Below are 25,955 nucleotides of genomic sequence, written 5' to 3' on the forward strand. Positions count from 1 at the left end.
GCAAGAGCAGTAAAAGGACGCACAAAATGCGCCACTCAATTCATCTGGCCATGGGCCTGATCGGTCTAGCCGCGCTGTCCGCCTGTGATAAACCCGATGGCGACGCGGTCGATCGCGCCTTTCAGGACGTCAATGTCGTTGACGAAAACAACCTTGGCGACATCATGCTGACGGTCGCCGACCCGAACGAGGCGGTCTCGTACTTCAAACGCACCAGCACGGAACAACCTGATCGCATCGATCTTCGACGCGGGCTGGCCCGATCTCTCGTGCGCGCGGGGCGCGAGACCGAAGCCGTCGGCGTCTGGCAAAAGGTCGTCGCCCACCCCGAGGTCACGGAGCAGGATCGCGTCGATTACGCCGATGCCCTGATCCGCACCGATCAGTGGGAAAAGGCCGCCGAAACTCTCGATGCCGTACCGCCCACCTTCGAGACATACAAGCGCTACCGCCTCGAAGCGATGATCGCCGACACCGAGAAGAACTGGGAAAAGGCCGACAGCTTCTACCAGACGGCCGTTGGCCTCACGACCCGCCCCGCGGGCGTGATGAATAACTGGGGCTACTCCAAGCTGACCCGCGGCGATTACGCCGAGGCCGAGCGCTTGTTCATCGACGCTATCGAGCATGATCGTGACCTGTTCACCGCCAAGAACAACCTTGTCCTGGCCCGCGGCGCGCAGCAGAACTACACTCTTCCGGTGGTCCCCATGGACCAGGTCGAGCGCGCGCAGTTGCTGCACACGCTGGCCCTCAGCGCCCTCAAGCAGGGGAACCTGGAGATCGGCAAGGGCCTTCTGAACGAGGCAATCGAAACCCACCCGCAGCATTTTGAAACCGCCGTGCGCAGCCTGCGCGCACTGGAAAACAACGTGGTCAACTGAGGCCCGGGTCCGCGCGGGCGATGGCAACCACATCAGGACAGCGACGCAAGAGGGCCGCATGACACTCGAGATCCCGGCTATTGCCGCTGCATGGTTCCTGCCCGTCGCCCTGCCCCTTGGCTTATGGGTCGCCTGGAGCGATCTGCGCGACATGCGCATTTCCAACCGCGCGGTGCTGGCGCTGGTGGTGCTGTTTTTGCTGATCGGGCCGCTGGTTCTGCCGCTGCCGGTCTATGGCTGGCAATTGCTGCACCTGGTGGTGGTGCTGCTGGTCGGGATGGTGCTGAACGCGGCGGGGCTGCTGGGTGCGGGCGACGCGAAATTCGCCGCCGCGGCCGCCCCCTTCATCGCGCTTGGCGATATACGCTTCGTGATCGCGCTGTTCGCGGCCAACCTGCTGGCCGCCTTCGCGACACACCGGCTGGCCGTGCGCACGCCCCTGCGCCGCCTTGCCCCCGATTGGCAAAGCTGGACCCGCACCAAGGAATTCCCGATGGGCCTGTCGCTGGGCCCGACACTGGCGATCTATCTCACGCTTGGCGCGGTCTACGGCAGCGGCGGGTAAGACCGGCGCTCACTCGTCCGCGGCGCCCCCGCGCCCGCCAATCCTGTACAACGTATAAAGCGGCGTCCGCTCCAATTCGGCCAGGCCGATCTGGCGCGCCTTGATCTGCTCGACATAGGCGCGGCGCACATCTGGCGCGATCGGGCAATCGGGGACCACCAGATACTCCGCCGCCTCGATCCCGGACAACCCGCCATAATACCACGGCGCCGCCCCCGGAACCGGCTCAATACTCCCGAACAGCCACAAACCGCCATAGATATCCGCCGAGAGGATCCGTCGCCCGCCATAGCCCTCGGCCTCCAGATCGGCGGCAATCGCACTAAGAAGCGCCACAACGCCGCTCTTCAATTGGCACTGCCGCAAGGTGCGCCCCTGCAACACCGTCGGCTCGGGCCGCTCGGCGATCTGCCGGAACCACTCAAGGCCCCCTCCTGGCAGGTCCATCGGGATCACCCCATCCACCCGCGCCGCCCGCAGGCGCACCACGTAGATATCGTCATGCCGCGCATCGGCGCCAAACAGGTGGCTGAACCGCTCGGTCGATTGCGTCAGATGCCGCACCGGACTATACCCGATATTAAGCGCCGGCGCCGCGATCAGCACCAGCGCAACCGCCCCCGTCGTCAACAGGCCCCCGTCCAGGCGACGATCGCCGCGCCCCCCCTGCGCCGGGTCGGTTCGATGGCTCAGCATCACCAGCCCCACCAGGAACAGCCACAATGGATCGTTGCCATAGTTCTGCCAGGTCACATAGATGAACCCCGGCGCCAGCAAAAACAGGATGAACGCCGCCGGATCGCCCTCAACCCGGCGCAATAGCACTACGCACGCCAGCGCCACCAGCGTCACCAACGTATAAGCCGGCGACAAAACGACCTGCGACAGGGCCAGCCCCGGCTGCGGGCGCACGTCCGATTGCGCCACCATCCGCAGATCCCCGGTATACGCCGTCCAGAAATCGGCCCCTTGCGTCACGGTCATCACCGCAACCACGGCCACCCCGGAGACAAACGCCATCCACAACGCGCGCCATTGCCCCCGCAGGACCAGCCCCAGCAGCACCGCCGGCGCAAAGGCCACGAAATACGTCGCCTTGATCAGGGCCAGCGCCGCCATGCACAGCCCGATCAACACCCCCTCGCCCACAGGCGCGCGGCGCACGCCTTGCACCGGCATCGGCCCCTCGCCGCGAATGGGCAGCAGCACCAGCGCCAGCGGCACGAACGCCACCGCCCACGCCCACCTGTTGTAATGCACCGAGATCGACACGTTGCGCCCCGCCTCACCATGCACCAACGCCGCGATCAACAGCAAACCGCCCACGCCAAACGCCACCGCCGGCCCAATCCGCATGCGGCTGACCCCGACCCACCACAACGCCGGCAGCATCAGCGCTGCCACCAGCATCTGCCCCCACAGGATCGCGTTGCCGACGCCCATCCCGGCGCGCACCAGCAACGCCATCGGCGAAAACGCCCAGATACCGATTGGCGTGACGAAATCCAAATGCGGCGTGTCACCCCCCGCCATGCGCAGCACGATCTGGACCAGGTGCAGGGTGTCGCCCTCGTGCTTGGCAAGGTAAAAGCCGCCCTTCAGCGCGATCATCACTGCCAGAACGCACCACACCGCCAGCAGCAAAAGGAATAGCCCGGTTTTTTCCGCCCTGCTCATGTTGTTGCTGCCCCTTGTCCATTTTTTCGCCACTTTATCAGGCGAAAGTGCCCAAAGCACGGGTTTTTGGCCCGTCTCGCCTGGTCCGGCCTGTCCGGATCATCCGACCAAGACACCACGCAGGGCGCTCACATGAACATGCAGTCACCTTCCTCTACCGTCCAGCCCCCCGCGCCGCCGCGCGACCTAGAAGAAATGCGCCTGCCGATGGTGATGATGCGTGACATCCTGCTCAAGACCATGTTCCGCAAAAGCGTGACATTGCTGAGCGACCTCGCCGAGGCGCTCTGCCTGCCGCAACATATCACGCAGGAATTGCTGGATATCTCGCGCCAGAACCGCCTGATCGAGGCAACCGGCACCCTTAACGCCAATTCCGGCGGCGAGATGGGCTTTCAACTCAGCGATGCAGGCAAGTCCCGCGCGCTCGAGGCGCTGGCGCAATCCGAATATTACGGCGCGATGCCGGTGCCCCTCGATGCCTACCGCGACCAGATCCAGCGGCAGTCGATCCGCAACATTCAGATCACGCGCGAGGATTTGACCCACGCCATGGGTCACCTTGTCCTGCCGCCCTCGCTGCTGTCCAACCTCGGCCCCGCCGTCAGCTCGGGCCGCTCGGTTCTCATGTACGGCCCGCCGGGTAACGGCAAATCGTCGATCTCCAACGGGATCCGCGACGCGCTTGGCGATCGCATCTACGTGCCCCGCGCCATCGAATACGCCGGGCAAGTCATCACCGTCTACGACCCTATCGTCCACAATTCCGCCGAAACCGAACGCGACGATCCCGGTAGCCTGCGCCGCAAGCGCAGCTTCGATACCCGTTACGTACGCTGCGAGCGTCCCGCGGTGATCACCGGCGGCGAGTTGACCCTCGATATGCTCGATCTGGTCTATAACCCCACCGCGCGCACCTACCAGGCGCCGCTGCAGTTCAAATCGACCGGCGGCATCTTCATCGTTGACGACCTGGGCCGCCAGGCCGAGCCACCCCAGACCCTCGTCAACCGCTGGATCGTGCCACTTGAGGAAAACAAAGACATCCTCGCCCTGCAATCGGGTGAAAAATTCGAAGTGCCGTTCGACACGCTGGTGATCTTCTCGACCAACTTCCACCCGAACGAAATCTTCGATCAGGCCGCCCTGCGCCGAATTTTCTACAAGATCCGCATCGACGGCCCCGATCAGCAGGATTTCCTCAAGATCTTTGCGCAGGTCGCCCGCAAAAAACGCCTGAGCCTGAACGAGGATGCCCTCGTGCACCTGCTCAACGAAAAGTATCCCCAGATCGACAACGTCTATGCCAATTACCAGCCGATCTTCCTGATCGACCAGATGATCGCCATCTGCGATTTCGAAGGCATCCCGCGCCAGATGACGCCCGAACTGATCGACCGCGCCTGGGAAAACATGTTCGTGCGCGAGGGCGAAGTCATACGCTAAGAAACGGCCGCGCGCCCAAAGCGCACACCCCGCCGCCTATGCGCAGCTTGCAAACGCCGCCCCGGCCCGCCACAACAACAAGATGAGCGGTTATTCCTTCTCTCTGGCCGGCGTGCCCCTGGTCGCGCTCGGCTCCGGGGCGCTGCTGTGGCCCGATGCCGGGCTCTTGTGCGTGTCGGACCTGCACCTAGGCAAATCGGGCCGCACCGCGCGGTACGGCGATGCCCCACTGCCGCCCTTTGAAACCCGCGACACCCTGATGCGCCTTGAGGCCGATATCGAGGCAACCGGCGCCCGCCGGGTCGTCTGCCTCGGCGTTTCCTTTGATGACAGCGACGCCGCTCACCTCCTGCCCGAGGTTGAAAAGCTGTGGATCGCGCGGCTACAGGCCGGCCGTAGCTGGATCTGGATCGAAGGCAACAACGATCCCGGCCCCGTCTCCATGGGCGGCAGCCACCTTGCCGAGCTACCGCAACCGCCGCTTGCCTTCCGCCACATCGCGCAGCCCTCCGCCAGCGGCGAGGTGTCGGGTCACTACCACCCCAAGGCGCACCTGAGCCTGGGCGGCCGCACCGTCGCGCGCCCCTGTTTCCTTGTCGATAGCGATCGCGTGATCCTGCCCGCCTATGGTACCGCCGCCGGCGGGCTCGATTGCCGCGATCCCGCCCTGCGCATCCTGATGCGGCGCGAGGCGCTGGCGATCCTCACCGGCACCACCCCGCAGGCCATCGCGATGCCCGCCCCTGATTGAGCCCCGCCCGCTCAGACAACGCCGGCCTCCTCCAGATCGGCGCGGTACTTGCGGCTCACCGGCACTTCCCTGCCGTTCTCCAGCACCAGGAAAACCCGCCCCTCCTCGCGTCGGACATCCACGATCGCCTCCCGCGCAACCCAGTGCGAGCGGTGCGTACGTAGCCCTTCGACGCTATCCATCTCGTCAATCGCATCACGCAGCCGCATGCGCAGATCATGCGCGCCGCCCGTCGTCTCGACCGTCACGAAATGATCCCGCGCCGACAAGTGCAGGATCGCCCCGCGCGCCCCTTCCGGCAGCCGGCGCAACAGGCGCGGCTCTTTCGGCTCTGCCGGGGCCTGCGGGGCCTCGCCCACGCCCGGCATGCCTGCGGCCTCGTCCATCATCGCCCCCTTTTGCAGAATCCGGCGCAACGCATGGATCATCGCCACCGCCACCAGGACGAAAACGCTGACCCGCGCCATGGTGACGGTGCCCGCCTGGATCTGGTCCGACATGTTTACGATCATGGCATAGGCCAAAGGGCTCAACAGCGATGCGAAAATCAGTACCTCGCCAATGGCCGCCGCCCTGCTACCGCGATGGCGCAGCGCCCTGTCGCACAGCACATGCGTGATGTATCCCAAAAAGATACCCGCCGCCGCCAGCACTGCCCAGAACACCGCGCGCGCGCCCAATGCCATCGGCGCATAGGTCCCGAAAGGCGCGGTCACAACCGCGCCCACCACCAGCAAAGCCCATATCGCAAGGATGTAAGGCGACAGGAAATATCGCAGCGCTCGCATGATCAGATCGATAAACACGCCCAGGAAACCCCTAATGCGATTATTTCCAATAACCTATTACTGCCAATGGTTTAACACAGCACGTTAACACCTTGCAAACAGAACGGCGGTTGCCGGGATCAGCCCCGCGCGATAAGCCTCTCGCATACCGCCGAAAGGAGCCGTGATGAACAGCGCCGAAACCCAAACGCGCATCAGGCGCAGCTTCGCCGCCCAAAGCATGATGAAAACACTGGGGGCCGAACTGACTCGGATCGATCCCGGCCACGTGGTAATCGAGGCCCCGATTCTGCCCACCGTCCTGCAACAACACGGCGCCGGCCACGCCGGCCTGACCTTCTCCATCGGCGACAGCGCCGCCGGCTACGCCGCGCTCACCATGCTCCCCCAAGGCAGCGAGGTGATGACCGCCGAGATGAAGATCAATCTGCTGGCCCCCGCCACCGGCGAACGACTGATAGCCACAGGCCGCGTGATCAAAACCGGCCGCCGCCTCGTCGTCACCACTGCCGAGGTCCACGCTAGGGGCGCTGACGGCTCCACCCGCCAAATCGCCCTCCTGCAAGGCACCATGATCCCGGTCCCCGCGGCCTGACCCTATCCCGGTTCGCCCCTGCCTCTTCTGGTGTTTCTTCTGGCCTCAAATATCCCGGGGGGCCGCGCACCGCGCGGCGGGGGCAGCGCCCCCCCCCCGTTCAGGCCGTCAGGCCCTCGGGCTCATTCAGGCCGTTGGCCCGGCAGCACGCCGTCACCGTGTTGGCCAAAAGGCAGGCGATTGTCATCGGCCCGACGCCGCCCGGCACCGGCGTGATCGCGCCCGCGACCTGCACCGCGCCATCGAAATCCACATCTCCCACCAGCCGCGTCTTGACGCTGCCATCATCGTTGGTGCCCTTTTCCGGCGCCTCGATCCGGTTGATGCCCACGTCGATCACTGTCGCGCCCGGCTTGATCCACTCGCCCCGCACGAACCCCGGCCGCCCCACGGCGGCCACCACCACGTCGGCGCGGCGCACCACCTCCGGCAGATCCCGCGTGCGCGAATGTGCGATCGTCACGGTACAGCTATCGCCAAGCAGCAACTGCGCCATCGGCTTGCCCACGATGTTCGACCGCCCGATCACAACCGCATCCAGCCCCGACAAGCTCCCGCGTTGATCGCGCAGCATCATCAGGCATCCAAGCGGCGTGCAAGGCACCATCGATTTCTGCCCGGTCGCCAAACGCCCCACATTTGAAATGTGAAAGCCGTCCACATCCTTGTCCGGGTCGATCCGATTGATCACCAACTCCTCATCCACATGAGAAGGTAGCGGTAACTGCACGAGAATCCCATGAATTTCCGGATCGGCGTTCAAGAGATCCAGCAACTCCAGCAACTCCTCCTGCGACGTCTCCGCAGGCAGCTTATGTTCGAAAGAGGACATTCCAACCTCGATCGTCTGCTTGCCCTTGTTGCGCACATAAACTTGGCTGGCCGGGTCCTCGCCCACCAGAACCACCGCCAGGCCCGGCGTTATCCCGTGCTCTTCCTTTAGCCGAGAAACGTGACCCGCCACCTTTTCGCGCACCTCCGCCGCGAACGCCTTGCCATCAATGATCTGCGCTGTCATCGGTTTCTTGTCCTTTCAAATGTCGGTCCGGGCATACATGTCCCGGTAGTGATCCATCTGCATCCGCGTCGCAAGTACCGCGTTCTTCATCAACGTCGCCACCGTCACCGGCCCCACGCCGCCGGGCACCGGGGTGATCCATCCCGCCACCTCGGCGCAGCTTGCGAAATCGGCGTCGCCCACCGTGCGCACGCCGCCGTCATCGGTGTCCACCCGGTTAATGCCGATATCGATCAGCGCCGCACCTGGCCGGATCATGTCGCCCGTCACCAGCCCCGCGCGCCCCACCGCCACGAAAACCGCATCGGCGGCGCGGCTGTGCATCGCCACGCTGCGCGTCATGTGGTGGCACACCGTCACCGTCGCACCCAGCCCCATCAGCAGAAAGGCGATCGGCTTGCCCACGATCTCGGAATGCCCGATCACGGCCACGTCCAACCCCTCGAGCCTGAGCGGCAGCGTCTTGAGGATCTCAACCGCCGCCACCGCCGTGCACGGCCCAAGCGCCAGGTCGTTGTAAACGATGTTCCCGATCGAGGCGGGGTGCATCCCCTCCACGTCCTTCAGCGGGTGCACCGCCTTTTGCAGCGCCTTCACCGGGATATGCGCCGGTAGCGGCCGCTGGATGATGATGCCGTTGACGCGCGGATCGGCGTTGAGCCCCTGCAACACGCCAACCAACTGCTCCATCGAGATCGTCTCGGGGTAGCTGCGCGCCTCGAACTGCACGCCGGCGGCCTCGGCGCTGCGGCTTTGGTTGCGCACGTATAGCTCCGCCGCCGCCGTGTCGCCCACGCTGATCGACACCAACCGCGGCTGCCACCCTTGCTCGGCCAGTGCGGCCGCCTCATCGGCCACCGCTGCGCGGATATTGGCCGCTATGCCCTTGCCGTCAATCACCGCTGCGCGCATGGCTGCCCGGTCCCTTCATGTCTTGCCCAGAACCCGCTCCTCGCGGGCGATGGACCACTCGATCAATTCGCGCCACAGACCTTCGGCCAAATCGGGATCCAGCCCCCGCGCCTTCGCCGCGCCGCGCACATGCGCAACCACTTCGTCCACGCGCGGGCCGATCCGCGCCGGCAGCCCCTCGCCCTGCTTGAGCACTGCCGCCCGGTCGATATACTCCGCCCGCCGCGCCAGCAGCGCAATCAGGTCGTCGTCCAACGCGTCTATCGCCTCTCGCAGCTCGGCCATCGTGGTGCAATTCTCGGGCGCGCGCATGGCGGGGTCTCCTTTCCGGGTGGGGAATTCCGACCCCCCGCATACCGCGCGCGCGCCCTTCCTTGAATGCGTCAGAACAGCCCTTCGATATCGCCATCAGCGTTCAGCTTGATCGCCTCCGCCGCGGGGCGCGATGGCAGGCCCGGCATGGTCATAATCTCGCCGCAGATCACCACGATAAACCCGGCCCCCGCCGAAAGGCGCACTTCGCGCACCGGCACCGAATGGCCCAGTGGCGCACCGCGCAGCGTCGGGTCGGTGCTGAACGAATATTGCGTCTTGGCCATGCAGACCGGCAGCTCGCCATATCCCGCCGCTTCCCATTCATGTAGCTGGTTGCGGATCTTGGCATCGGCCAGAACCTCGTCGGCGCGGTAGATCGACTTGGCGATGCGCTCGATCTTCTCAAACAGGGGCATCTCATCGCGGTAGAGGGGCGCGAATTGCGACACACCCGATTCCGCGATCTCCGACACCCGCGTGGCAAGCTCCACCGTCCCTTCCGAGCCCTTCTCCCAGTGCTGGCACAAGATCGCCTCCGAACCCTGGGTCTCCGCATAGTCCTTGATCGCCTGCACCTCGGCGTCGGTATCGGTGACGAAATGGTTGATCGCCACCACCACCGGCACGCCAAAGCTCTTGAGGTTTCCGATGTGCCGGCCAAGGTTGTCGCACCCGTCCTGGACCGCCTGCACGTTCTCGGGACCCAAATCGGCCTTGGCCACGCCGCCGTTCATCTTCATCGCGCGCACCGTCGCCACCAGCACCACGCAATCGGGCGCCAGACCGGCCTTGCGGCACTTGATGTTCATGAACTTCTCGGCGCCCAGGTCGGCGCCAAACCCCGCCTCGGTCACAACGTAATCGGCCAGCTTCAGCGCCGTCGTCGTCGCCGTGACCGAGTTACAGCCATGCGCGATATTGGCAAACGGGCCGCCATGCACGAAGGCGGGGTTGTTCTCCAGCGTCTGCACCAGGTTGGGCTGCATCGCGTCCTTCAGAAGAACGGTCATCGCGCCATCGGCCTTAAGCTCGCGGCAGGTGATCGCGGTCTTGTCGCGGCGGTAGGCCACGATGATATCGCCCAAACGGTCCTGCAAATCCGCCAGGTCGCGCGCCAGGCACAGGATCGCCATCACCTCGGACGCGACCGTGATGTCAAACCCGGTCTGCCGCGGGAACCCGTTGGCAACGCCGCCCAGGCTGGTGACGGTGTCGCGCAGCGCCCTGTCGTTCATGTCCAGCACCCGGCGCCAGACGACGCGCCGCTCGTCTATGCCCAGATCGTTGCCCCAGTAGATATGGTTGTCGATCATCGCGCTCAGTAGGTTATGCGCGGTGGTGATGGCGTGAAAATCGCCGGTGAAATGCAGGTTCATGTCCTCCATCGGCACAACCTGCGCATATCCGCCGCCCGCGGCGCCGCCCTTCATGCCAAAGCACGGGCCCAATGATGCCTCTCGGATACACACCGCCGCGTTCTTGCCGATCCGGTTCAAACCGTCGCCTAGGCCCACGGTCGTCGTGGTCTTGCCCTCGCCCGCTGGCGTCGGGTTGATCGCGGTGACAAGGATCAGCTTGCCGTTCTCGTTGCCCTGCACCGAGTCGATGAAATCCTGGCTGACTTTGCCCTTGTCGTGGCCGTAAGGCAGCAGGTGCTCGGACGGAATTCCCAGCTTCTCGCCAACCTTCTGGATTGGCTGTTTGTGGGCGGCGCGGGCGATTTCGATATCGGTCTTGTGGCTCATTGATGACTTCCCTGTATAGACGGCGGTAACCGTTTCCACCTCCGCCTATATAGATCGCCGCGCGGCGTTTAGGTCGCAAAATCGACATTTCCAGCCCCGCATGCGGCGGCGCAGACCTCCAGAAGTTTCTGATCGGAAAGATTCCGGGCCTCAGCCCGCGTTCCACGCCCTCTGGTCCGGCACGAACAGCCGTAGCGCATCACCCACCGCCAGCCGCCCTTCCCGCTCGACCCACGCGGTGACGCCCCGCCGCCCATCTGCCGCGCGCTTGAACGCGCGCCCCGCGCCGGGGGCGTCGGCCTCGATCACCGGGCCGGGCAGGTTGCAGGGGCGGTTTTGCATGTCAACCGTAACGGTCACCCCGCCCGGCCCCTGCAAGCGCGCCGAGGGCGGCACATGGCTGAAATCGGGGATGCCCTCGATTACCATCGACGCCCCCGCCCAGGCCGGATCGAACCGCGCCACGCCCATCTCATTGGCGATCTCCTGCAACTCCTCCGCCGACAGGATCGTCATCTGTCGCACGTTTCGTATCTCTGTCCCCTTGGGATACAGATCCACAACCCGGCTGCACGACGGGCGGGTCAGCCCGCCATGCGCCTCCCCCGGCACCCCGCCATAGCTCAGCGCGACAGAGTCCTGCGGCACGGCCCGCAGGCTCTCTCCCCGGTCCGGCACATGGCCCAGCCACACCACCCGCGCGGTGAACTCGCTTTGTCTCAAGGCGGGCATGACATCTCCTATCCAAACGCCGATCCGCGCAGTCTCACCGCCCCCGCCTCCAGCGTCAACACGAATGCCTCCACCCACACCAATGCATCTTCTGGCCGAAAATATCCCGGGGTGAATTGGCCGCAGGCCAAGAGGGGCAGCGCCCCTGCCTACCACCCCCAAAAAGCCCAAAGAAAAACCCCGGCCCTGCCATCACGCAGAGCCGGGGCCCTTTTCATCATCGCAACCCGCGTCAGGCCGACGGTTCGGGCTCCATCCCTCCATCGTCCTTCGGCTTGCCCTTGCCCTTGGGCTTGGTCTTGGGGATCGCCGTCACCGAGGGCGCGCTGCCGCTCTTGTCGTCGGTGTCGTCGGCGCCCGCATGCGGCGGCTCGCCCCGGATCACGCGCTCGATCTCCTCGCCGGTCAGCGTCTCGTATTCCAACAGCCCCTCGGCCAGCCTGATCCAGTCGTCCTTGCGCTCAGTCAGGATCTGCACGGCGTTTTCATAGCTGTCCTGGATGAACCGGCGCACCTCTTCCTCGATCAGTTCCTTGGTATGCGCCGAGACCGAGAACCCGGCCGTGTTGCCCGCGTACCCCTCATGCGCCTCGGCGTAATCGATGTTGCCCACCTTGTCGGACATGCCCCACCGCATGATCATCGCGCGGGCCAGGCCGCTGGCCTGCTGGATGTCGCCGGCCGGGCCGTTGCTGACCTCGTCCTCGCCGTATTTCAGGATCTCCGCAGCCTTGCCGGCCATGGTCATCGACAGCTTTTGCTCGCACTCGGACTTGTGCCAGTTCAGCCTGTCAATCTCGGGCAGGCTGACCACCATGCCCAAGGCCCCGCCGCGCGGAATGATCGTCGCCTTGTAGACCGGATCGCATTTCGGCAGGGTCAGCCCCACGATGGCGTGCCCCGCCTCGTGATAGGCCGTCTTTTCCTTTTGCTCGGGCGTCAGCACCATGGATCGGCGCTCGGCGCCCATCATGACCTTGTCCTTGGCGTTCTCGAAATCCTCCATCGTGACGAACCGCCGGCCCACGCGCGCCGCCATCAGCGCCGCCTCGTTGACCAGGTTGGCCAGATCCGCCCCCGAGAACCCCGGCGTGCCGCGCGCGATCACCCGCAGATCTACGTCCGGGCCAAGCGGCGTTTTGCGCGCATGCACTCCCAGGATCTTCTCGCGGCCCTTGATGTCGGGGTTGGCGACCGTCACCTCGCGGTCGAACCGCCCGGGCCTGAGCAGCGCCGGATCAAGCACGTCCTTGCGGTTTGTCGCGGCCAGGATGATCACGCCCTCGTTGGCCTCGAACCCGTCCATTTCCACCAACAACTGGTTCAGCGTCTGCTCGCGTTCGTCGTTGCCGCCACCAACGCCCACACCCCGGGCGCGGCCGACGGCGTCGATCTCGTCGATGAACACGATGCACGGGGCGTTTTTCTTGGCGTCGGTAAACATGTCGCGCACGCGGCTGGCGCCGACACCTACGAACATCTCAACGAAGTCCGAACCCGAAATGGTAAAGAACGGCACGCCCGCCTCGCCAGCGATGGCCCTTGCCAGCAGCGTCTTACCTGTGCCCGGAGGCCCAACCAGCAGCGCACCTTTGGGGATCTGCCCGCCAAGGCGGCTGAATTTCTGGGGGCTGCGCAGGAACTCGACGATCTCTTCCAGCTCCTCCTTGGCCTCGTCGATGCCCGCCACGTCGTCAAACGTCACGTTGCCCGATTTCTCGGTCAACATCTTGGCCTTGGACTTGCCAAACCCCATGGCGCCACCCTTGCCTCCGCCTTGCATGCGGTTCATGAAATAGATCCACACCCCGATCAACAGCAGGAATGGCAACAGCGACAGGAGAAACGTCTGGAATCCCGATTGCTCTTGCGGCTCGGCATTGACCGGCACGCCCTGATCGATCAATTTCTGCGTCAGCTCCGCATCTTCCGGCTTGATCGTGACATAATCCTGCCCGTCGGTACCGCGGTAGCGCACGTTTTCGCCATCCAGCGTGACACGGCTGACCTGCTCGTTCTCGACCGCCTTTATGAACTCGGAATAGCTGATCGATTGGCTCTGCATCGTTCCGCCTGATCCGCTGAACAGGTTGAACAGCGCCAGCACCAACAAAAACAGAACGACCCAGAATGCGATATTTCTCGCGTTGCCCAAGGAAACTCTCCTCAAAATTCGGTTGAGGCGGCGTATCACGCCAACCCTTACATTAAAATAGAGATCAAACCGCTATCTTCAATGCACAATCAGTCCGGTAATAGCCCCGCGGCAAAGCTTCGCGTGTCCAGAACCGGCACCGCGCGCCACCCGTTCGCCCATCCCGCCACCGGCGCCGCCAGCAGGGTATCGCCCCGCCAGACCGCCGGCGCGGCCAGGATTGCCTCGCGCGCAAGGCCCGTCTTGCGCCATGCGTCGGGATCAGGGCACTGCGCCAGCCCCGCCTCGCCCAGTGCGGCCACTTGGGTCCCGGCAATATCCTTGTTATCCGCGTCCGGCGAGGGCTCCACCCGCCAACGCCGGTCCCATATGTCGCCCGGCGCGGCGCAAAGACCCGCAACCGCCGACGGCTCGCGCCCGATATGCACGGCCCCCTCGCGCACCGCGATCAGGCACCCCGCCAGCGTGCTGCGCCGCCCCTGTGCGATCGCCTCGCGCAGCCGGGCGATCGCGTCGCGGCGCGGTGCATGCGGCGCGGCGCCAACGTTGTGCAGCGCGTGGATCAACAGGCGCCGCGCGATCTCGGACGGCAATTGCTCCAGTGCGCTCGCGGTGATGCGCAGCTCGGCGGCCTCAACGGCGGCGCAATCCCGCGCCGCCTCTGCGGTGGCCGCGCGCAGCGCCGCGCGCGCCTCGGCCATGTTGCCCGCGACCCGCGCCAGCGCCTGCGCATCCACGCCCAACGGCGCCAGCGCCTCCAGCGCCCGACGCGCCTTGATCCTGTCATACCGCGGGTCTTCATTGCCCGGATCGTCGGCCCAATCCTGCCCCCGCGCCTCAAGCCAGCGTCGAAGCGCCGCACGCCGCAGCCCCAGCATCGGACGCACCAGCGTCACACCGTCCAGGTCGCGCCGCACTGGCATCGCCGCCATTCCGTCCACGCCAGCGCCCCGCGCCAGCGCCATCAAAACCGTTTCCGCCTGATCATCGCCGGTATGGCCCAGCGCCACCTGCCCGATCCCCCGCGCCAGCGCCCAGTCACGGATCAGCCGGTAGCGCGCCTGCCGCGCCGCGTCCTGCACGTTTCCCGTGCCGTCCCATCCGCGCCAATGCAGCGTGTCATGCGCAGCACCCAGCTGTGCCGCCAAAGCCGCCACCGCGCGCGCTTCATCGGCCGACTCGGGACGCAGGCCATGATCCACCGTTACCACGTGTAGCGAGACGCCTGCGCCCGGCGCCCAATCGGCCAGCATCCTCAGCAGGGCGACCGAATCGCTCCCGCCCGAGACCGCGACGCCCAGATGCGCGGGCGGCGCATCGCGGAAATGTGCGACCACCTGCGCGCCCGGATCGCCCCCATCGCTGCTGTCTGTCACATGCACTCCAGCCGCGCCCGCTCGGCCTGCGCGCGGCTCACCACCTCGCTGGCGTTGGGGAACCGCGTGCCCACCTCGGACAACGTCACGCAGGCCTCATCGACCTTGCCAAGCTGACCCAGCGACCGGCCTAGCCGAAACAGCGCCTCTGGCGCCTGTTCTCCCGAGGGCGCCACGCTGAACGCCTCGAGGTACGCGCGCGCCGCGCCGGTGCGATCGCCCTGATCATCCAGCGCCACGCCCCGGCCCAGATGCGCGCCCGCCGCCAGCGGGCTGCGCGGGTAATCGTCCAGGAACCCCGCGAAGAGCTGCGCCGCACGCGCCGCATCGCCGTCCTCCAGCGCCTTGGTCGCTGCGTCGAAATCGGCCTGCTCGCCCACGGCCATCTCGGGCTGCGTGTCCGTGCCGGTGCCGACATCCGCGGGCGCCGCGCCGCCGCCACCGCCGGACGCATCCACACCGCCAAGGCTGGGCGTTTCACCCAGCGAGGCGATATCGCAATCGGCCTCCAACTCGCACAGTCGAAACTCCAGATCGCCGATCCGGTTGGTGCCGTCGCGCACCACCTTGTCGATGCGGTGCTCCAGGACCTCGGTCTGCTCGGTCAACTGCTGCAACGCGCTTTCAATCGCGTTGACCCGCTCGATCGTGCTGCCGCCCTGCCCGGTGTTCACCGAGGGCGCGCCCGTCGTGGATAGCTCGCGCTTCAATCGCTGGATCTCGACGTTCAGCACCGTCAACTCCTGCCGGATATCGGCAAGGGTCTCGGCCTGCTGCTGAGCGTGCCCTGCCCCCGGAAACGCCAGCGCCAGCACAACCAGCACACCCGCCAAAACAGCCCGCAACATGGCCTCGCCCCTTGTCCTCATACCCAGCAAATCCAAAGCCTCAGCCCGTCAACCCGGCCGAGATCACCGTCACCGCCCGGCGATTCTTGGCATAGCAGCTTTCTTCGCTGCAAATCTCGATCGGACGTTCCTTGCCATAGCTGACAACCTCAAGCCGCGAGGCCGCGACCCCGCGCGAAACCAGGTATTCATGCACCGCGTTAGCCCGCCGGGCGCCCAGAGCGAGGTTGTATTCGCGCGTGCCCTGCTCGTCCGCGTGGCCCTCGATGATAGCGTCGAAATCGCTGTTTTCCTGCAACCAGCGCGCCTGCTCGTTCAGGGTCGCCTTGGCGCTGGCCGTCAAGGTCGATTGATCCACCTCGAACAGCACCCGATCGCCGATAGCCTGCTGGAAATAAGCGGGCGATTGCGGGTTGTTCACATCCCCCGCGCCGGTGCCGTTCAACTCGACCGCATCATCGCCGCCGAACCTGTTCGCGTTGGTGCACGCGCCCAGCGCCACCGCCGCGACCAGCAAAATCGCCTTGCTCGTAACTTTCATGTCAAATGCCCCGCATTGCCTGTTTCATGTCGTCGCCTCTGATCTCACACCTGCCTGCCTCCGCTGGACCAGCAATACCACAGTGCCGGACGCAATGGAATCGCCCATCATCGCCTCACTTGAGCAGCGGCGACCACGACGGATCGCTCGCCCCCGTGTCGGTGCGCACCCGCTTGAGGTTCCGCCCCGTGATATCCACCGAATAAAGGCTCGCCTGCCCACCCGCGCCCTGCGTCTCGCGGGTGAACATGATCACCCGCCCGTTGGGCGACCACGTCGGCCCCTCGTCCAGGAATGAAGCCGTCAACAGCCGCTCTTCGCTGCCATCCAGACGCATCACCCCGATATGGAACCGGCCCTTGGATTGCTTGGTAAACGCCACCAGATCGCCGCGCGGCGACCATACCGGCGTGCCATAGCGCCCTTTGCCAAAGCTGATCCGTTCGGGCGTGCCGCCGTCCACCGGCATGACATAGAGCTGCTGGTTGCCGCTGCGGTCGCTCTCGAACACGATGCGGCTGCCATCGGGGCTGAAGCTCGGCGCCGTCTCGATGCTGGGCGAGCTGGTCAGGCGCGTCGTCTGGCCGCTCTCGATATTGAGGGTGTAGATATCCGTGTTGCCCCCGCGCGTCAGCGAATACACCACCGTGCGCCCATCGGGCGCGAAGCGGGGGGCAAAGCTCATGCTGCCTGGCTGTTCCTCAAGCGCGCGCAATTGCATGCTGCCGGTGTCCAGCAGGTAGATGCGCGGAAATCCGCTGCGATAGCTGGTAAACAGGATGCGCTGCCCGTCGGGCGAGAACCGGGGCGCCAGAACGATGCTGCTGCCCTCGGTCAGGTACTGCATGTTGGCGCCGTCGTAATCCATGATCGCCAGCCGCTTTTGGCGGTCGTTCTTGGGCCCGGTTTCGGCCACGAACGCGACCCGGCTGTCGAAATACGGGCCCTCGCCGGTGATCCGGCTATAGACTGCGTCGGCCACCTTGTGCGCCATCCGCCGCCAGCCCTGCGTCGTGCCCGCAAACCGCAGGCCCTCGCCCAATTCCTGTCCCGCGAACACGTCATAAAGGCGGAACTTGACGACCAGACCGCCGTTTCCGTCCATTTCAACCGCCCCCGAGATCAGCGCCTGCGCGTTGATCGCCTTCCAGTCGGCGAACTGCACCGGGCTGGAAAAGCTGGTGATCGGGCTGATGAACGCCTCGCGCGGAATTTCCCGGAACAGCCCCGTGCCGCTCAGATCGTCCGCGACCACCCGCGCGATCCGGCTGGCCCAGTCCTGCGCCGCGCCGCCTTGCGCCACGAAATCGGGCACCGCGACCGGCATCGGCTCGATCACGCCTTCGGTGATCTCGATCCTGAGCGGGCCGCGCTCGCTGTCTTGTGCCGCGGCCGGTCCTGCCGCGCCCAGCATCACCGCGGCCACCGCCGCTACGAGGGTCATGAAACCTGTCATCATTTGATCCTCATGTTCTCCGGGTTGAATGTCATCTCAATATCTTGCCAACGCTCGTATTTTTCCTCGGGCAGATCGAACCCGTTCGCCCCGCACCGTATGATCGCGCGGCGGGCGGCCTCGAACGCCTGCCGAGCCGCCGCGTCGCTCCCGCCCTCGGACCCGATCAACCGGATCGAGCCGGTGTCGGGACGCCCGTCGCGTTCCATCGACACGCCCACGATCACAGTGGTCGCCAGCGCCGCCGATGACAAGGACCCGACGTTCCAACAGCGTTGAACCGCCACCCGCAGCGCGTCCCGCTCGCCCTGGCTCAGGGGCGGGCCGGCGGGGGCGGCGCTTTGCGGGGCGGCGGTCTCTTCTTCCTCGCCCAGCGCCTCTTCTAGCGCCGAATTGATCGCAGCCGTGTCTGTTTTATCGTTTTCTTTCGGTGGTTTAGGTTTTTGTCCCACAGTGGAACGCTTGGGCCGCGCCTGCGGCCTGAGCGACGCCGTCGGCGCCGCCGCCGGCTCTTCCTCGGCCTCGGTCACGATCTCCGTCGCCGCCTCTTCGGGGGCGGTGGCCTCCTGCGGCTCGGCCGGCGTCTCGGCCCCTTCCTCGGGCACCTGCTCCTCCTGGCGGACCTCGTCCACCTTCGAATCCGGCTCCGGCGGCGCCACCGGCTCGGGTGCCACCCTCGGTGCCTTCTTCGGGGCCGGCTGGTCCGATTCCTCAGGGATCAGCGCGGCGCTTTCGCTGGGCGCAGGGGCCATCTCGGGCGGGGTATCCTCGGCGTCCGTCGGCTCCGGCGGGCGTATCTCGCTCACATCGGGGGCCTCGTCCGGATCGCTGGCCTGCGCGGCCTCCGGATCGCTGCTGTCGGGGGGCTCTTCGGTGGGCGTGGCGGGGATTTCGGGCGGTTCCTCGGCGGTCTCGGGCGGGCTTGGCGCGACCGCCTCGGTGCTCGCCTCGGGGGCCGTTTCGGGGGCCGTCAGCGCGGCGTATTCCTCGGCCGTGATGACCGACACCTCGCTCACCTCGAACGGCTCCGGCGCGGGGGCGAAATTTCCGCCCCACAGCAGCCAGCCGATCAGGCCCAGATGGCCCGCGCCCGAAATATAGTGCCCGACATGCATGTGTCCTCAGGTGTCCGGCTCGTTCAAGGCCGGCCCGCCCGTGTCGGTGACCAGCCCGATATTCTGGAATCCCCCGCGATTGAGCGCGCCCATCACCTCCATCACCCGCGAATAGGGCACCGCCCCGTCAGCACGCAGATAGACCCGCGCGCTGTCCCGCTCGGCCGCAATCGCCGTGAGGCGCCCCACCAGCCGATCGCGCGGAACCGGGGTTTTCTGAATCAAGACCTCGCCTTCCCCCGTCAGGGTCACGGTCAGGGGCTCCTCCTGCTCGCCCGGCAGCGCGTTCGCCGCAGTCTTCGGCAGCTCCACAGGCACCCCCACCGTCATCAGCGGCGCCGCCACCATGAAGATGATCAGTAGAACCAGCATCACGTCCACGAAGGGCGTAACGTTGATCTCGGACATCGGACGCGCCCGCCCCCTGCGGCGCCGGCGGCCCGTGGCCTTCTCACTCTGGATACCGCCCGCCCCCATGGCTCAGCTATCCAGCTGGCGGCTGAGGATGGTGGCGAATTCATCGGAAAACGCCTCGTATCCCGACAGGATCCGGTCACTGTCGGCGCTCAGCTTGTTATAGAATACCACCGCCGGTATCGCCGCCAGCAGGCCCAGCCCGGTCGCCAGCAACGCCTCGGCGATTCCCGGCGCGACCACCGCGAGGTTGGTATTTTGCTGCTCCGCGATGCCGATGAAGGCGTGCATGATGCCCCACACCGTGCCGAACAGCCCCACGAACGGCGCGGTCGAGCCGATCGAGGCCAGCACCGGCAGCCCGGTCTGAAGCGCCTCGGATTCCTTGCTGATGGCCACGTCCATGGATCGCTCGATCCGCGATTGCGCGCCCGCGATCAGCGCCCCGTCGGTGCGATGCGAGCGCCGCCATTCGATCATCCCGGCGGCGAACACCCGTTCGGACCTCCCGGCCGGATCGACGCCGATCTGCTCGAATAACTCGTCCAGCGGCTCGCCCGACCAGAACGCCCTGTCGAACGCGTCTGCCTCGGCCCGCGCCTTGCGATACGAGATCAGCTTTTGCACGATGATCGACCACGACCAGAACGAGGCCGCAATCAACAGGATCATCACCAGTTTAACGGTAAAAGTGGCGCGCGCGAACAGCGCCCACAAGGAGAAATCCATCTCCTGCGCCAATGCGAGGGTTTCAGCTTCCATTTGCCTGCTCTCTGCTCGGGCCTTGTCTGCGGCCATTTGCCCGCAAACTAGCCGATATCCAAGCCAAAAGCCAACACATCCGCGTGATCTTGCCCATGACGGCGCCCACCGCGCGGCGCGCGCACGCTATCAGTTGGGTAAAGCCCTGATTTTGCGCACGCGTACCTGCTTGCGCCCTGCCCTGCCGCCGCGTGGATCAGTGCAGCCCCCGGCGGATATTTGCCGGTAGCCGCACCGCCTGGCCGCCTTCGCTGATCGCCACGACGGTGACCAGCGCCTGAAACAACAAATCGGTGCCGCGCCATACCTTCTGATCCATAACCAGCCGCGCCGCCGTGACCTGCACGGTTTCCGTCGCGACGATCAACTCGTCGTCCAGACGCGCCGGCGCAAGATAATCCGCCTCGACCCGCCGCACGGCAAAGACGATGCCATCATCCTTCATCCGGTTCTGATCGATGCCAAGCCCGCGCACCCAGTCGCTGCGTGCGCGCTCGATATAACGCAGGTAGTTCGCGTAATAGACGATCCCCGCCATATCTGTGTCCTCGTAATAGACACGGACGGGCAAGCGATGTGTCATGGCGGCTGTCCTCATGAGCGATATTGCCAGCGCAGATTACTGCCCACCCCTCGGAGTGCAAACGGTTTTCGCCCTGCCCCACGACGCCACAGGCCGGACGGGGATCATCCCGCCCGGCCTGCTATCATTGCTCCGCTATGGCAGCGCCCCGTCAGCCATAGACGATATTGGGCAGCCAGGTGATCACCGCCGGGAATAGCATGCACGTCACCAGCCCCACGATCTGCAGGAACAGGAACGGCAGCGCCGAGCGGAAGATATCGCTCATCGGGATTTCCGCCGGCGCCACGCCGCGCAGGTAGAACAGGGCATACCCAAAGGGCGGCGAAAGGAAGCTCATCTGCATGTTCACCAGATAAAGCACCCCGAACCACAGCACCAGATCACCCTCGGACCCAAGGCCGAACGCCTGCGCCCCCAGGGCCTTGATGATGGGAACGAAGATCGGCACCGCCAACAGCAGGATACCCACCCAATCCAGGAACATGCCCAGCAGCACCAGGATCACCTGCATCAGGATCAGGATGCCCCACGGGCCAAGGCCGAGACCTGTCATCGTCTGCTCAACGAATTCCTGCCCCCCTTCCAGCACGTAAAGACCGACGAAGATCGTCGCGCCGAACATGATCCAGATCACCATCGCACTGGCCTTGAGCGTCGTCATGCACGCATCGCGCACGGTGGCCCAGGTCAGCTTGCGGTGAATGGCCGCGACGATGAACGCCCCGAAGGTGCCGATGCCCGCCGCCTCGACCGGGGTTGCCACCCCGGCGAAGATGACGCCGAGAACCACCACGATCAGGCTGATCGGTGCCGCCATGTTGCCCAGGAGGCGCAGCTTTTCCGCCGGGCTGACACGTTCCTCCACGGGAATGGGCGGGCCTTTCTGCGGGTCGATGATGCACATGATGCTGACATACAGGATATACATCCCCGACAGCATCAAGCCGGGCAGCACCGCACCGATGAACAGCTCGCCCACCGATTGCTCGGCCACAACGGCATAGATGATCGCCAGGATCGATGGCGGGATCAGGATGCCCAGGGTGCCGCCCGCCATGATCGAGCCCATGGCGATCTTGGGGTTGTAGTGCCGCTTGAGCATCGCCGGAAGCGCGATGATTCCCATCGTCACCACCGCCGCTCCGATCACGCCCACCATGGCCGCCAGGATGGTCGAGGCGATGATCGTGGCCGAAGCCAGACCGCCCTTCACGCCGCCAAGCAGCTTGTAGATCACATCGAACATCTCGTTGATGATCCCGGCCCGCTCCAGCATCGCCGCCAGGAAGATGAACAACGGGATCGCCGATAGCTGATAGTTCGTCATCAGCGGAAAGATACGGCTTGGTACGATATTCAGCGTCTGCTCATCGCCAAGAATGAACAGGAACACGCAAGCCAGTCCGCCAGTCACGAAGGCAAGGGGCAAACCCGCCATCAGCAGGACCATCAGGCTGCCGAACATGAGTGCCGTCAGCCAGCCGATTTCCATTTCAAGTCCCATGGATCACGCTCCCTGCAGGCTGTTGCGGACGGTGGCAACATCGCTGGCCAGCTTCGAAATCCCCTGCAGGATCAGAAGCACGGCACCAACGGCGATTGCCCATTTGAACGGCCAGTAGGCGATGGTCCACTCGGAGAACGAAACCTCGTCCACCACGGTGGCATCCATCGCAAAGATCCAGCCCGTGACCAGCAGGGTGCCCGCGAATATGAAGAAAAAGATCGACGTGAACAGATCCACCACCGCTTTGCGCAGCGGCGACCATTCGGCATAGAAGACATCCACCTTGACATGCGCGTCGGTCAACGCGGCGTATGCGCCGGCGATCAGGTATTGCATCCCGAACATCAGGAACATCCCTTCGTGAACCCAGATAGTGGGCGAGTTAAAGACATAGCGCGCCACCACTTCGAAGTAGTAGGCAAAGACGGCGATCACCGCCCAATAGCTGACGAATTCGCCGGAGTAGTAGGACAACCTGTCGATCGCGCCGGTCCAGCCGGCGCCGACATTGGCGAAATCGCCGGACACTTTCTCGTGCTCGATCGCCTCAAGCCGTGCGGCGGCCTGTGCCTCGATCGCCTCAAGGCTGTCGGGGTCCGCATCCGCGGGCGGATGGTCTTGGGCGCGCAGACGCTCACGCGCGCTTCGGACAAGCAACGGCAGCAACAGCGCATCAAGCGCCATGAAGGCGCATATGACCAGGAACGCGCCAAAGGCGACATTGGACCACATCGCGCGGGCTTCGCCGGCCTGCGTCAATTCAGGCCGCGCCGTCTCCAGGTCCGTGCGTGCCTTCTCAAGGCGCGTCTCGGCGGCCTTGATCGCGTCCTGCTCTTTCTCAAGCATGCGTTCGGCGCGCTTTTCGGCGAACGTGCCCTCTTCCGCGGCGTCCAGCTCCGCGCGCAGTTGGGCGAGTTTCTCTTCGGCGCCGCTGACGCGCGGTTCGGCCCGCTCTATGACACGCTCTGCGGTCTTGACCAGGTTGCTGGCCTCGGATTGTACTTCGCGCGCGGATCTTTCCTGCGCGTTGGCCACCAGGATTGCCAGGAACACAGGCAGGTAGAGCACCCCCCACAGGTTCCGCATGTAAAGACGGTGCAGCCCCAGTAGGCCGCCGGTGACAAGGATCATGTAGCCTATTGGCAATGAATAGCCGGTTGTCTGGCGCCTGCGCGCCATGACCATGGCGACCACTGGAAAGACGATCAACGTCCCCCAATAGAGCCAGTGCGGCAAGATGAAGTCGATGCTGGGCATTGCAAATTCCGTGAGCTCGATCGTCGGATCATGAAACCGCGCCCCCGATCTTGACCGGGGACGCGGCGATGCGGATGCGGGGTCAGTGGATCACAGATCCAGCGTCTGACCCTCGACCATCTCGGGCGTGACATAGCCAAGCGAGCCCGACATCATGTAGTCAAGCTGCACCTTGAAGACGCGCGCGGCGTCCTTGTCGCGGTTGGCGTACTTGTACCAGATCGGCACGGCCACCTCGGTCATCAGCTCGACATCGGTCTGGCTGAGGCGCGTAACCTCGGTCCCGTCGGCCATGAACTTGTCCCAGGCTTCCTGGTCGGCGGCCTGGATCGCGGCGTGGTGCATATCCGAGTAGGTGTGCACTTCCATTTCGACGAACTGCTGCATCTCGGGGCTGAGCGCGTTCCAGCTCTCCATGCCGACGGTCAGGTCCATCATGTCCACGGGCTGATACACCGACATGAAGCCCGGAGGGCCCATCGAGATGTAGTCGGTCACCTGGCTGAAGCCGAGGGCGTAGTTGACCGCCGGACCCACGTAGTCGGCCACGTCGATCGTGCCCTTTTCCAGCGCCGGGAAAATCTCCGAGCCGGGCAGCAAGGTTGTCTTTGCACCAAGCTCCGAGAACAGTTCGGCGACCATCCCGCCGGGCGCGCGCATTTTGCGGCCAGCGAAGTCGTCGATCGAACGGATCGGCACCTTGGAGTGGATGATGTTCGGGCCGTGATGAATCGGGCCAACATAGTACATGCCCTGCTTGGCATACATCTCGCGCGCCATTTCGAGACCGCCAAGCCCATAGTAGAACGTATCGAACTCGTGCGGGTTGCGCAGACCCAGCGGATAGCTGGTCAGGAACATCGCGGCGGGGATAATCCCCTGCGCGTAGATCGTGAACGGGTTCACAGCATCCAGAACGCCATTCTTGACCGCATCATAAAGTTGGAAATCGCCGACAACGTCCTTTGCGCCGAACGGCTCGAATGCCAATTCACCGCCCGTCTTCTCGACGATCGAGTTTGCCCAATTCTCGAAAATCTTGAGCCCGATACCGCCGGGCCACGAGGTTTGAACCTTCCAGGTGGTTGTCTGGCCTTGCGCCGTCGCGATCGCGGGCGCGCCCAGTCCGGCGGCACCGGCGGTTGCAATACCGCCCAAAGCCTGGCGACGTGAAATCAGTTTGTTCGACATGTCATCCTCCCTAACAGTCTTGTGCCGGCTCACACCGGCTGTGCTTCTGTGAGCCACGCCGATACTAACCGGATTCCTTTATTGGTAAAGATATTTCTCCAATTCATCGTATTTTGAGGTTTTCGTCCTGCGCCAACACCCCCCACACCCGGCCGAAATGAGAGAATAATGCAGGGAAATTACCGCACTACAGGGGCCGGCGGGCTGCCGCACCGGTCTGCGCGCCATGATCCTGCGGCGCATTCTAGAAAAGGAGTGTGACCACCAAGGGTGCCAGAATCGCCGTCAATATGGCGTTGAGCCCCATTCCGATGCCGGAAAACGCCCCGGCGGTGGAATTGACCCGAAATGCGTGCGCGGTGCCAATGCCATGCGCCGCAAGCCCGACAGCAAACCCGCGCGCGCGCCAGTCCTCTATGCGCAGCGCGTTCAACATGGGGGTGGCCACGATCGCCCCGGTGATACCCGTCAGGATCACCAGAACCGCGGTCAGGCTCGGCTCTCCGCCGACCGCCTCGGACACGCCAAGCGCCACCGGCGCGGTGGCCGACTTCGGCGCCAGCGACAGCAGCGTTTCCCCCCGCACACCCAAGGCATACGCAATCCCCAGTGCCGACAGGATCGCGGTCAGCGACCCCACAAGAAGCGCCACCGCCATGGGCGCGAGCGTCCGCTTCACCCGCCCCAGGTTGGCATGGAGCGGCACCGCCAGCGCCACTGTCGCGGGGCCAAGCATGAAATGCACGAACTGCGCCCCCTCGAAATAGGTCGCATAGGGGGTGCCGCTCAGGCCCAGCACGGCGGCGATGATCAGGATCGCGATCAACACCGGGTTGGCGATCGGATGCTCATCCAATGCGGCGGCGATCCGGTCCGCGATGACATAGGCCGCCAGCGTCACGGTAAGCCACAAAAGCGGCTCCTGCGCGAGATAGGACCACAGTTGGAACGGATCATTCATCGCCGTCTGCCCCGGTCAGCCTTGCGGTCAGCAAAAAGGCTCCCACTCCCGCGAGGATCGCCAGCACGGTGGACCCGACCAGGGCCGCCGCAAGGGCAAGACCGGCCTCCGCGAATGTGGCCAGGTGGGCGGTGACCCCTACGCCCGCGGGCACGAACAACAGTGATAGATGCGCCAACAGCCCGTTCGCCGTGTCGCGCATTCGCTCCGCCAGCCCGGGAACCACCAGCAGCGTCACGAACAGCGCCCCCAACCCGATCACCGGCCCCGGCACCGACAACGCGGCGCCGCGCGCCAGCATCTCTCCACCCAACTGGAACACGAGCAAAATGGCTATGTTGCGGATCATCGCGCCAAC

Annotated in this window: 26 protein-coding genes; 5 read left to right on the top strand and 21 right to left on the bottom strand. The window is 65.0% G+C overall.

Annotation, left to right across the window (positions count from 1 at the left end):
• Positions 1 to 26 precede the first annotated feature (26 nt).
• Both G568_RS0101565 and G568_RS0101570 read left to right on the top strand, forming a co-directional pair.
• Positions 27 to 884, top strand: a complete 858-nt coding sequence (locus G568_RS0101565) for a tetratricopeptide repeat protein (RefSeq protein WP_026756398.1) — start codon at positions 27 to 29, stop codon at positions 882 to 884.
• Between the two features lie 58 nt (positions 885 to 942).
• Positions 943 to 1,449 (top strand): prepilin peptidase, encoded by a 507-nt coding sequence (locus G568_RS0101570; RefSeq protein WP_026756399.1) that lies wholly within the window; start codon positions 943 to 945, stop codon positions 1,447 to 1,449.
• Between the two features lie 9 nt (positions 1,450 to 1,458).
• On the opposite strand, the gene G568_RS0101575 is transcribed toward G568_RS0101570, so the two are convergent.
• Positions 1,459 to 3,126: a hypothetical protein gene (locus G568_RS0101575; RefSeq protein WP_026756400.1), complete on the bottom strand. Its 1,668-nt coding sequence runs from the start codon at positions 3,124 to 3,126 to the stop codon at positions 1,459 to 1,461.
• A gap of 132 nt (positions 3,127 to 3,258) precedes the next feature.
• Here G568_RS0101575 and G568_RS0101580 point away from each other — a divergent pair, with 132 nt between their 5' ends.
• Both G568_RS0101580 and pdeM read left to right on the top strand, forming a co-directional pair.
• Positions 3,259 to 4,572, top strand: a complete 1,314-nt coding sequence (locus tag G568_RS0101580) for a P-loop NTPase family protein (RefSeq protein ID WP_026756401.1) — start codon at positions 3,259 to 3,261, stop codon at positions 4,570 to 4,572.
• Positions 4,573 to 4,654: 82 nt separating this feature from the next.
• Complete coding sequence (gene pdeM, locus G568_RS0101585) at positions 4,655 to 5,323, top strand: ligase-associated DNA damage response endonuclease PdeM (RefSeq protein ID WP_026756402.1); 669 nt, start codon at positions 4,655 to 4,657, stop codon at positions 5,321 to 5,323.
• An 11-nt stretch (positions 5,324 to 5,334) separates the two neighbouring features.
• On the opposite strand, the gene G568_RS0101590 is transcribed toward pdeM, so the two are convergent.
• The gene (locus tag G568_RS0101590; RefSeq protein WP_026756403.1) at positions 5,335 to 6,129 is read right to left on the bottom strand and encodes a LytTR family DNA-binding domain-containing protein; all 795 of its coding nucleotides are present in this window, start codon (positions 6,127 to 6,129) and stop codon (positions 5,335 to 5,337) included.
• Positions 6,130 to 6,277: 148 nt separating this feature from the next.
• On the opposite strand from G568_RS0101590, the gene G568_RS0101595 reads away from it, so the two are divergent.
• The gene (locus G568_RS0101595; protein WP_026756404.1) at positions 6,278 to 6,706 is read left to right on the top strand and encodes a PaaI family thioesterase; all 429 of its coding nucleotides are present in this window, start codon (positions 6,278 to 6,280) and stop codon (positions 6,704 to 6,706) included.
• A gap of 100 nt (positions 6,707 to 6,806) precedes the next feature.
• Here the strand turns inward: G568_RS0101595 and folD are convergent, their stop codons facing one another.
• The 19 genes from folD to G568_RS0101690 all read right to left on the bottom strand — a co-directional run bounded on the left by folD (position 6,807) and on the right by G568_RS0101690 (position 25,946).
• The gene (gene folD / locus G568_RS0101600; RefSeq protein ID WP_026756405.1) at positions 6,807 to 7,724 is read right to left on the bottom strand and encodes a bifunctional methylenetetrahydrofolate dehydrogenase/methenyltetrahydrofolate cyclohydrolase FolD; all 918 of its coding nucleotides are present in this window, start codon (positions 7,722 to 7,724) and stop codon (positions 6,807 to 6,809) included.
• A gap of 15 nt (positions 7,725 to 7,739) precedes the next feature.
• Positions 7,740 to 8,636, bottom strand: coding sequence for a bifunctional 5,10-methylenetetrahydrofolate dehydrogenase/5,10-methenyltetrahydrofolate cyclohydrolase (locus G568_RS0101605; protein WP_026756406.1), 897 nt, complete (start codon positions 8,634 to 8,636; stop codon positions 7,740 to 7,742).
• A gap of 15 nt (positions 8,637 to 8,651) precedes the next feature.
• Positions 8,652 to 8,948 (bottom strand): chorismate mutase, encoded by a 297-nt coding sequence (locus G568_RS0101610; protein ID WP_026756407.1) that lies wholly within the window; start codon positions 8,946 to 8,948, stop codon positions 8,652 to 8,654.
• 71 nt (positions 8,949 to 9,019) lie between these two features.
• On the bottom strand, positions 9,020 to 10,696 hold the full coding sequence (locus tag G568_RS0101615; protein WP_026756408.1) for a formate--tetrahydrofolate ligase: 1,677 nt from the start codon (positions 10,694 to 10,696) through the stop codon (positions 9,020 to 9,022).
• Positions 10,697 to 10,846: 150 nt separating this feature from the next.
• On the bottom strand, positions 10,847 to 11,428 hold the full coding sequence (locus G568_RS0101620) for an MOSC domain-containing protein (protein ID WP_026756409.1): 582 nt from the start codon (positions 11,426 to 11,428) through the stop codon (positions 10,847 to 10,849).
• Between the two features lie 232 nt (positions 11,429 to 11,660).
• Positions 11,661 to 13,583: an ATP-dependent zinc metalloprotease FtsH gene (gene ftsH, locus G568_RS0101625; protein WP_026756410.1), complete on the bottom strand. Its 1,923-nt coding sequence runs from the start codon at positions 13,581 to 13,583 to the stop codon at positions 11,661 to 11,663.
• Positions 13,584 to 13,672: 89 nt separating this feature from the next.
• On the bottom strand, positions 13,673 to 14,959 hold the full coding sequence (tilS, locus tag G568_RS0101630; protein WP_026756411.1) for a tRNA lysidine(34) synthetase TilS: 1,287 nt from the start codon (positions 14,957 to 14,959) through the stop codon (positions 13,673 to 13,675).
• Entirely contained in the window at positions 14,956 to 15,807 is an 852-nt protein-coding gene (gene ybgF, locus G568_RS0101635) for a tol-pal system protein YbgF (RefSeq protein WP_026756412.1), read from the bottom strand. The genes tilS and ybgF overlap by 4 nt, the downstream gene beginning before the upstream one ends.
• 40 nt (positions 15,808 to 15,847) lie before the next feature.
• Positions 15,848 to 16,348, bottom strand: coding sequence for a peptidoglycan-associated lipoprotein Pal (gene pal, locus G568_RS0101640; protein WP_026756413.1), 501 nt, complete (start codon positions 16,346 to 16,348; stop codon positions 15,848 to 15,850).
• Between the two features lie 115 nt (positions 16,349 to 16,463).
• Positions 16,464 to 17,804, bottom strand: a complete 1,341-nt coding sequence (gene tolB / locus G568_RS0101645) for a Tol-Pal system beta propeller repeat protein TolB (protein ID WP_026756414.1) — start codon at positions 17,802 to 17,804, stop codon at positions 16,464 to 16,466.
• Complete coding sequence (locus G568_RS0101650) at positions 17,804 to 18,919, bottom strand: energy transducer TonB (RefSeq protein WP_026756415.1); 1,116 nt, start codon at positions 18,917 to 18,919, stop codon at positions 17,804 to 17,806. Before G568_RS0101650 ends, tolB begins: the two co-directional genes overlap by 1 nt.
• Before the next feature lie 6 nt (positions 18,920 to 18,925).
• A complete protein-coding gene (gene tolR, locus G568_RS0101655; protein ID WP_026756416.1) occupies positions 18,926 to 19,396 on the bottom strand; it encodes a protein TolR in 471 nt (156 codons plus the stop codon).
• A gap of 3 nt (positions 19,397 to 19,399) precedes the next feature.
• Positions 19,400 to 20,095 (bottom strand): protein TolQ, encoded by a 696-nt coding sequence (gene tolQ, locus G568_RS0101660; protein WP_026756417.1) that lies wholly within the window; start codon positions 20,093 to 20,095, stop codon positions 19,400 to 19,402.
• 196 nt (positions 20,096 to 20,291) lie between these two features.
• The gene (gene ybgC / locus G568_RS0101665) at positions 20,292 to 20,678 is read right to left on the bottom strand and encodes a tol-pal system-associated acyl-CoA thioesterase (protein WP_026756418.1); all 387 of its coding nucleotides are present in this window, start codon (positions 20,676 to 20,678) and stop codon (positions 20,292 to 20,294) included.
• Positions 20,679 to 20,829: 151 nt separating this feature from the next.
• A complete protein-coding gene (locus G568_RS0101670; RefSeq protein WP_026756419.1) occupies positions 20,830 to 22,185 on the bottom strand; it encodes a TRAP transporter large permease in 1,356 nt (451 codons plus the stop codon).
• 3 nt (positions 22,186 to 22,188) lie between these two features.
• On the bottom strand, positions 22,189 to 23,445 hold the full coding sequence (locus G568_RS20165) for a TRAP transporter small permease subunit (protein ID WP_026756420.1): 1,257 nt from the start codon (positions 23,443 to 23,445) through the stop codon (positions 22,189 to 22,191).
• Positions 23,446 to 23,535: 90 nt separating this feature from the next.
• On the bottom strand, positions 23,536 to 24,636 hold the full coding sequence (dctP, locus tag G568_RS0101680; RefSeq protein ID WP_026756421.1) for a TRAP transporter substrate-binding protein DctP: 1,101 nt from the start codon (positions 24,634 to 24,636) through the stop codon (positions 23,536 to 23,538).
• Between the two features lie 244 nt (positions 24,637 to 24,880).
• Entirely contained in the window at positions 24,881 to 25,597 is a 717-nt protein-coding gene (locus tag G568_RS0101685; RefSeq protein ID WP_026756422.1) for an LrgB family protein, read from the bottom strand.
• Complete coding sequence (locus G568_RS0101690; protein WP_026756423.1) at positions 25,590 to 25,946, bottom strand: CidA/LrgA family protein; 357 nt, start codon at positions 25,944 to 25,946, stop codon at positions 25,590 to 25,592. Before G568_RS0101690 ends, G568_RS0101685 begins: the two co-directional genes overlap by 8 nt.
• Between the last annotated feature and the right edge of the window lie 9 nt (positions 25,947 to 25,955).

This window comes from Sediminimonas qiaohouensis DSM 21189, assembly GCF_000423645.1.
GTDB classification, from domain to species: domain Bacteria; phylum Pseudomonadota; class Alphaproteobacteria; order Rhodobacterales; family Rhodobacteraceae; genus Sediminimonas; species Sediminimonas qiaohouensis.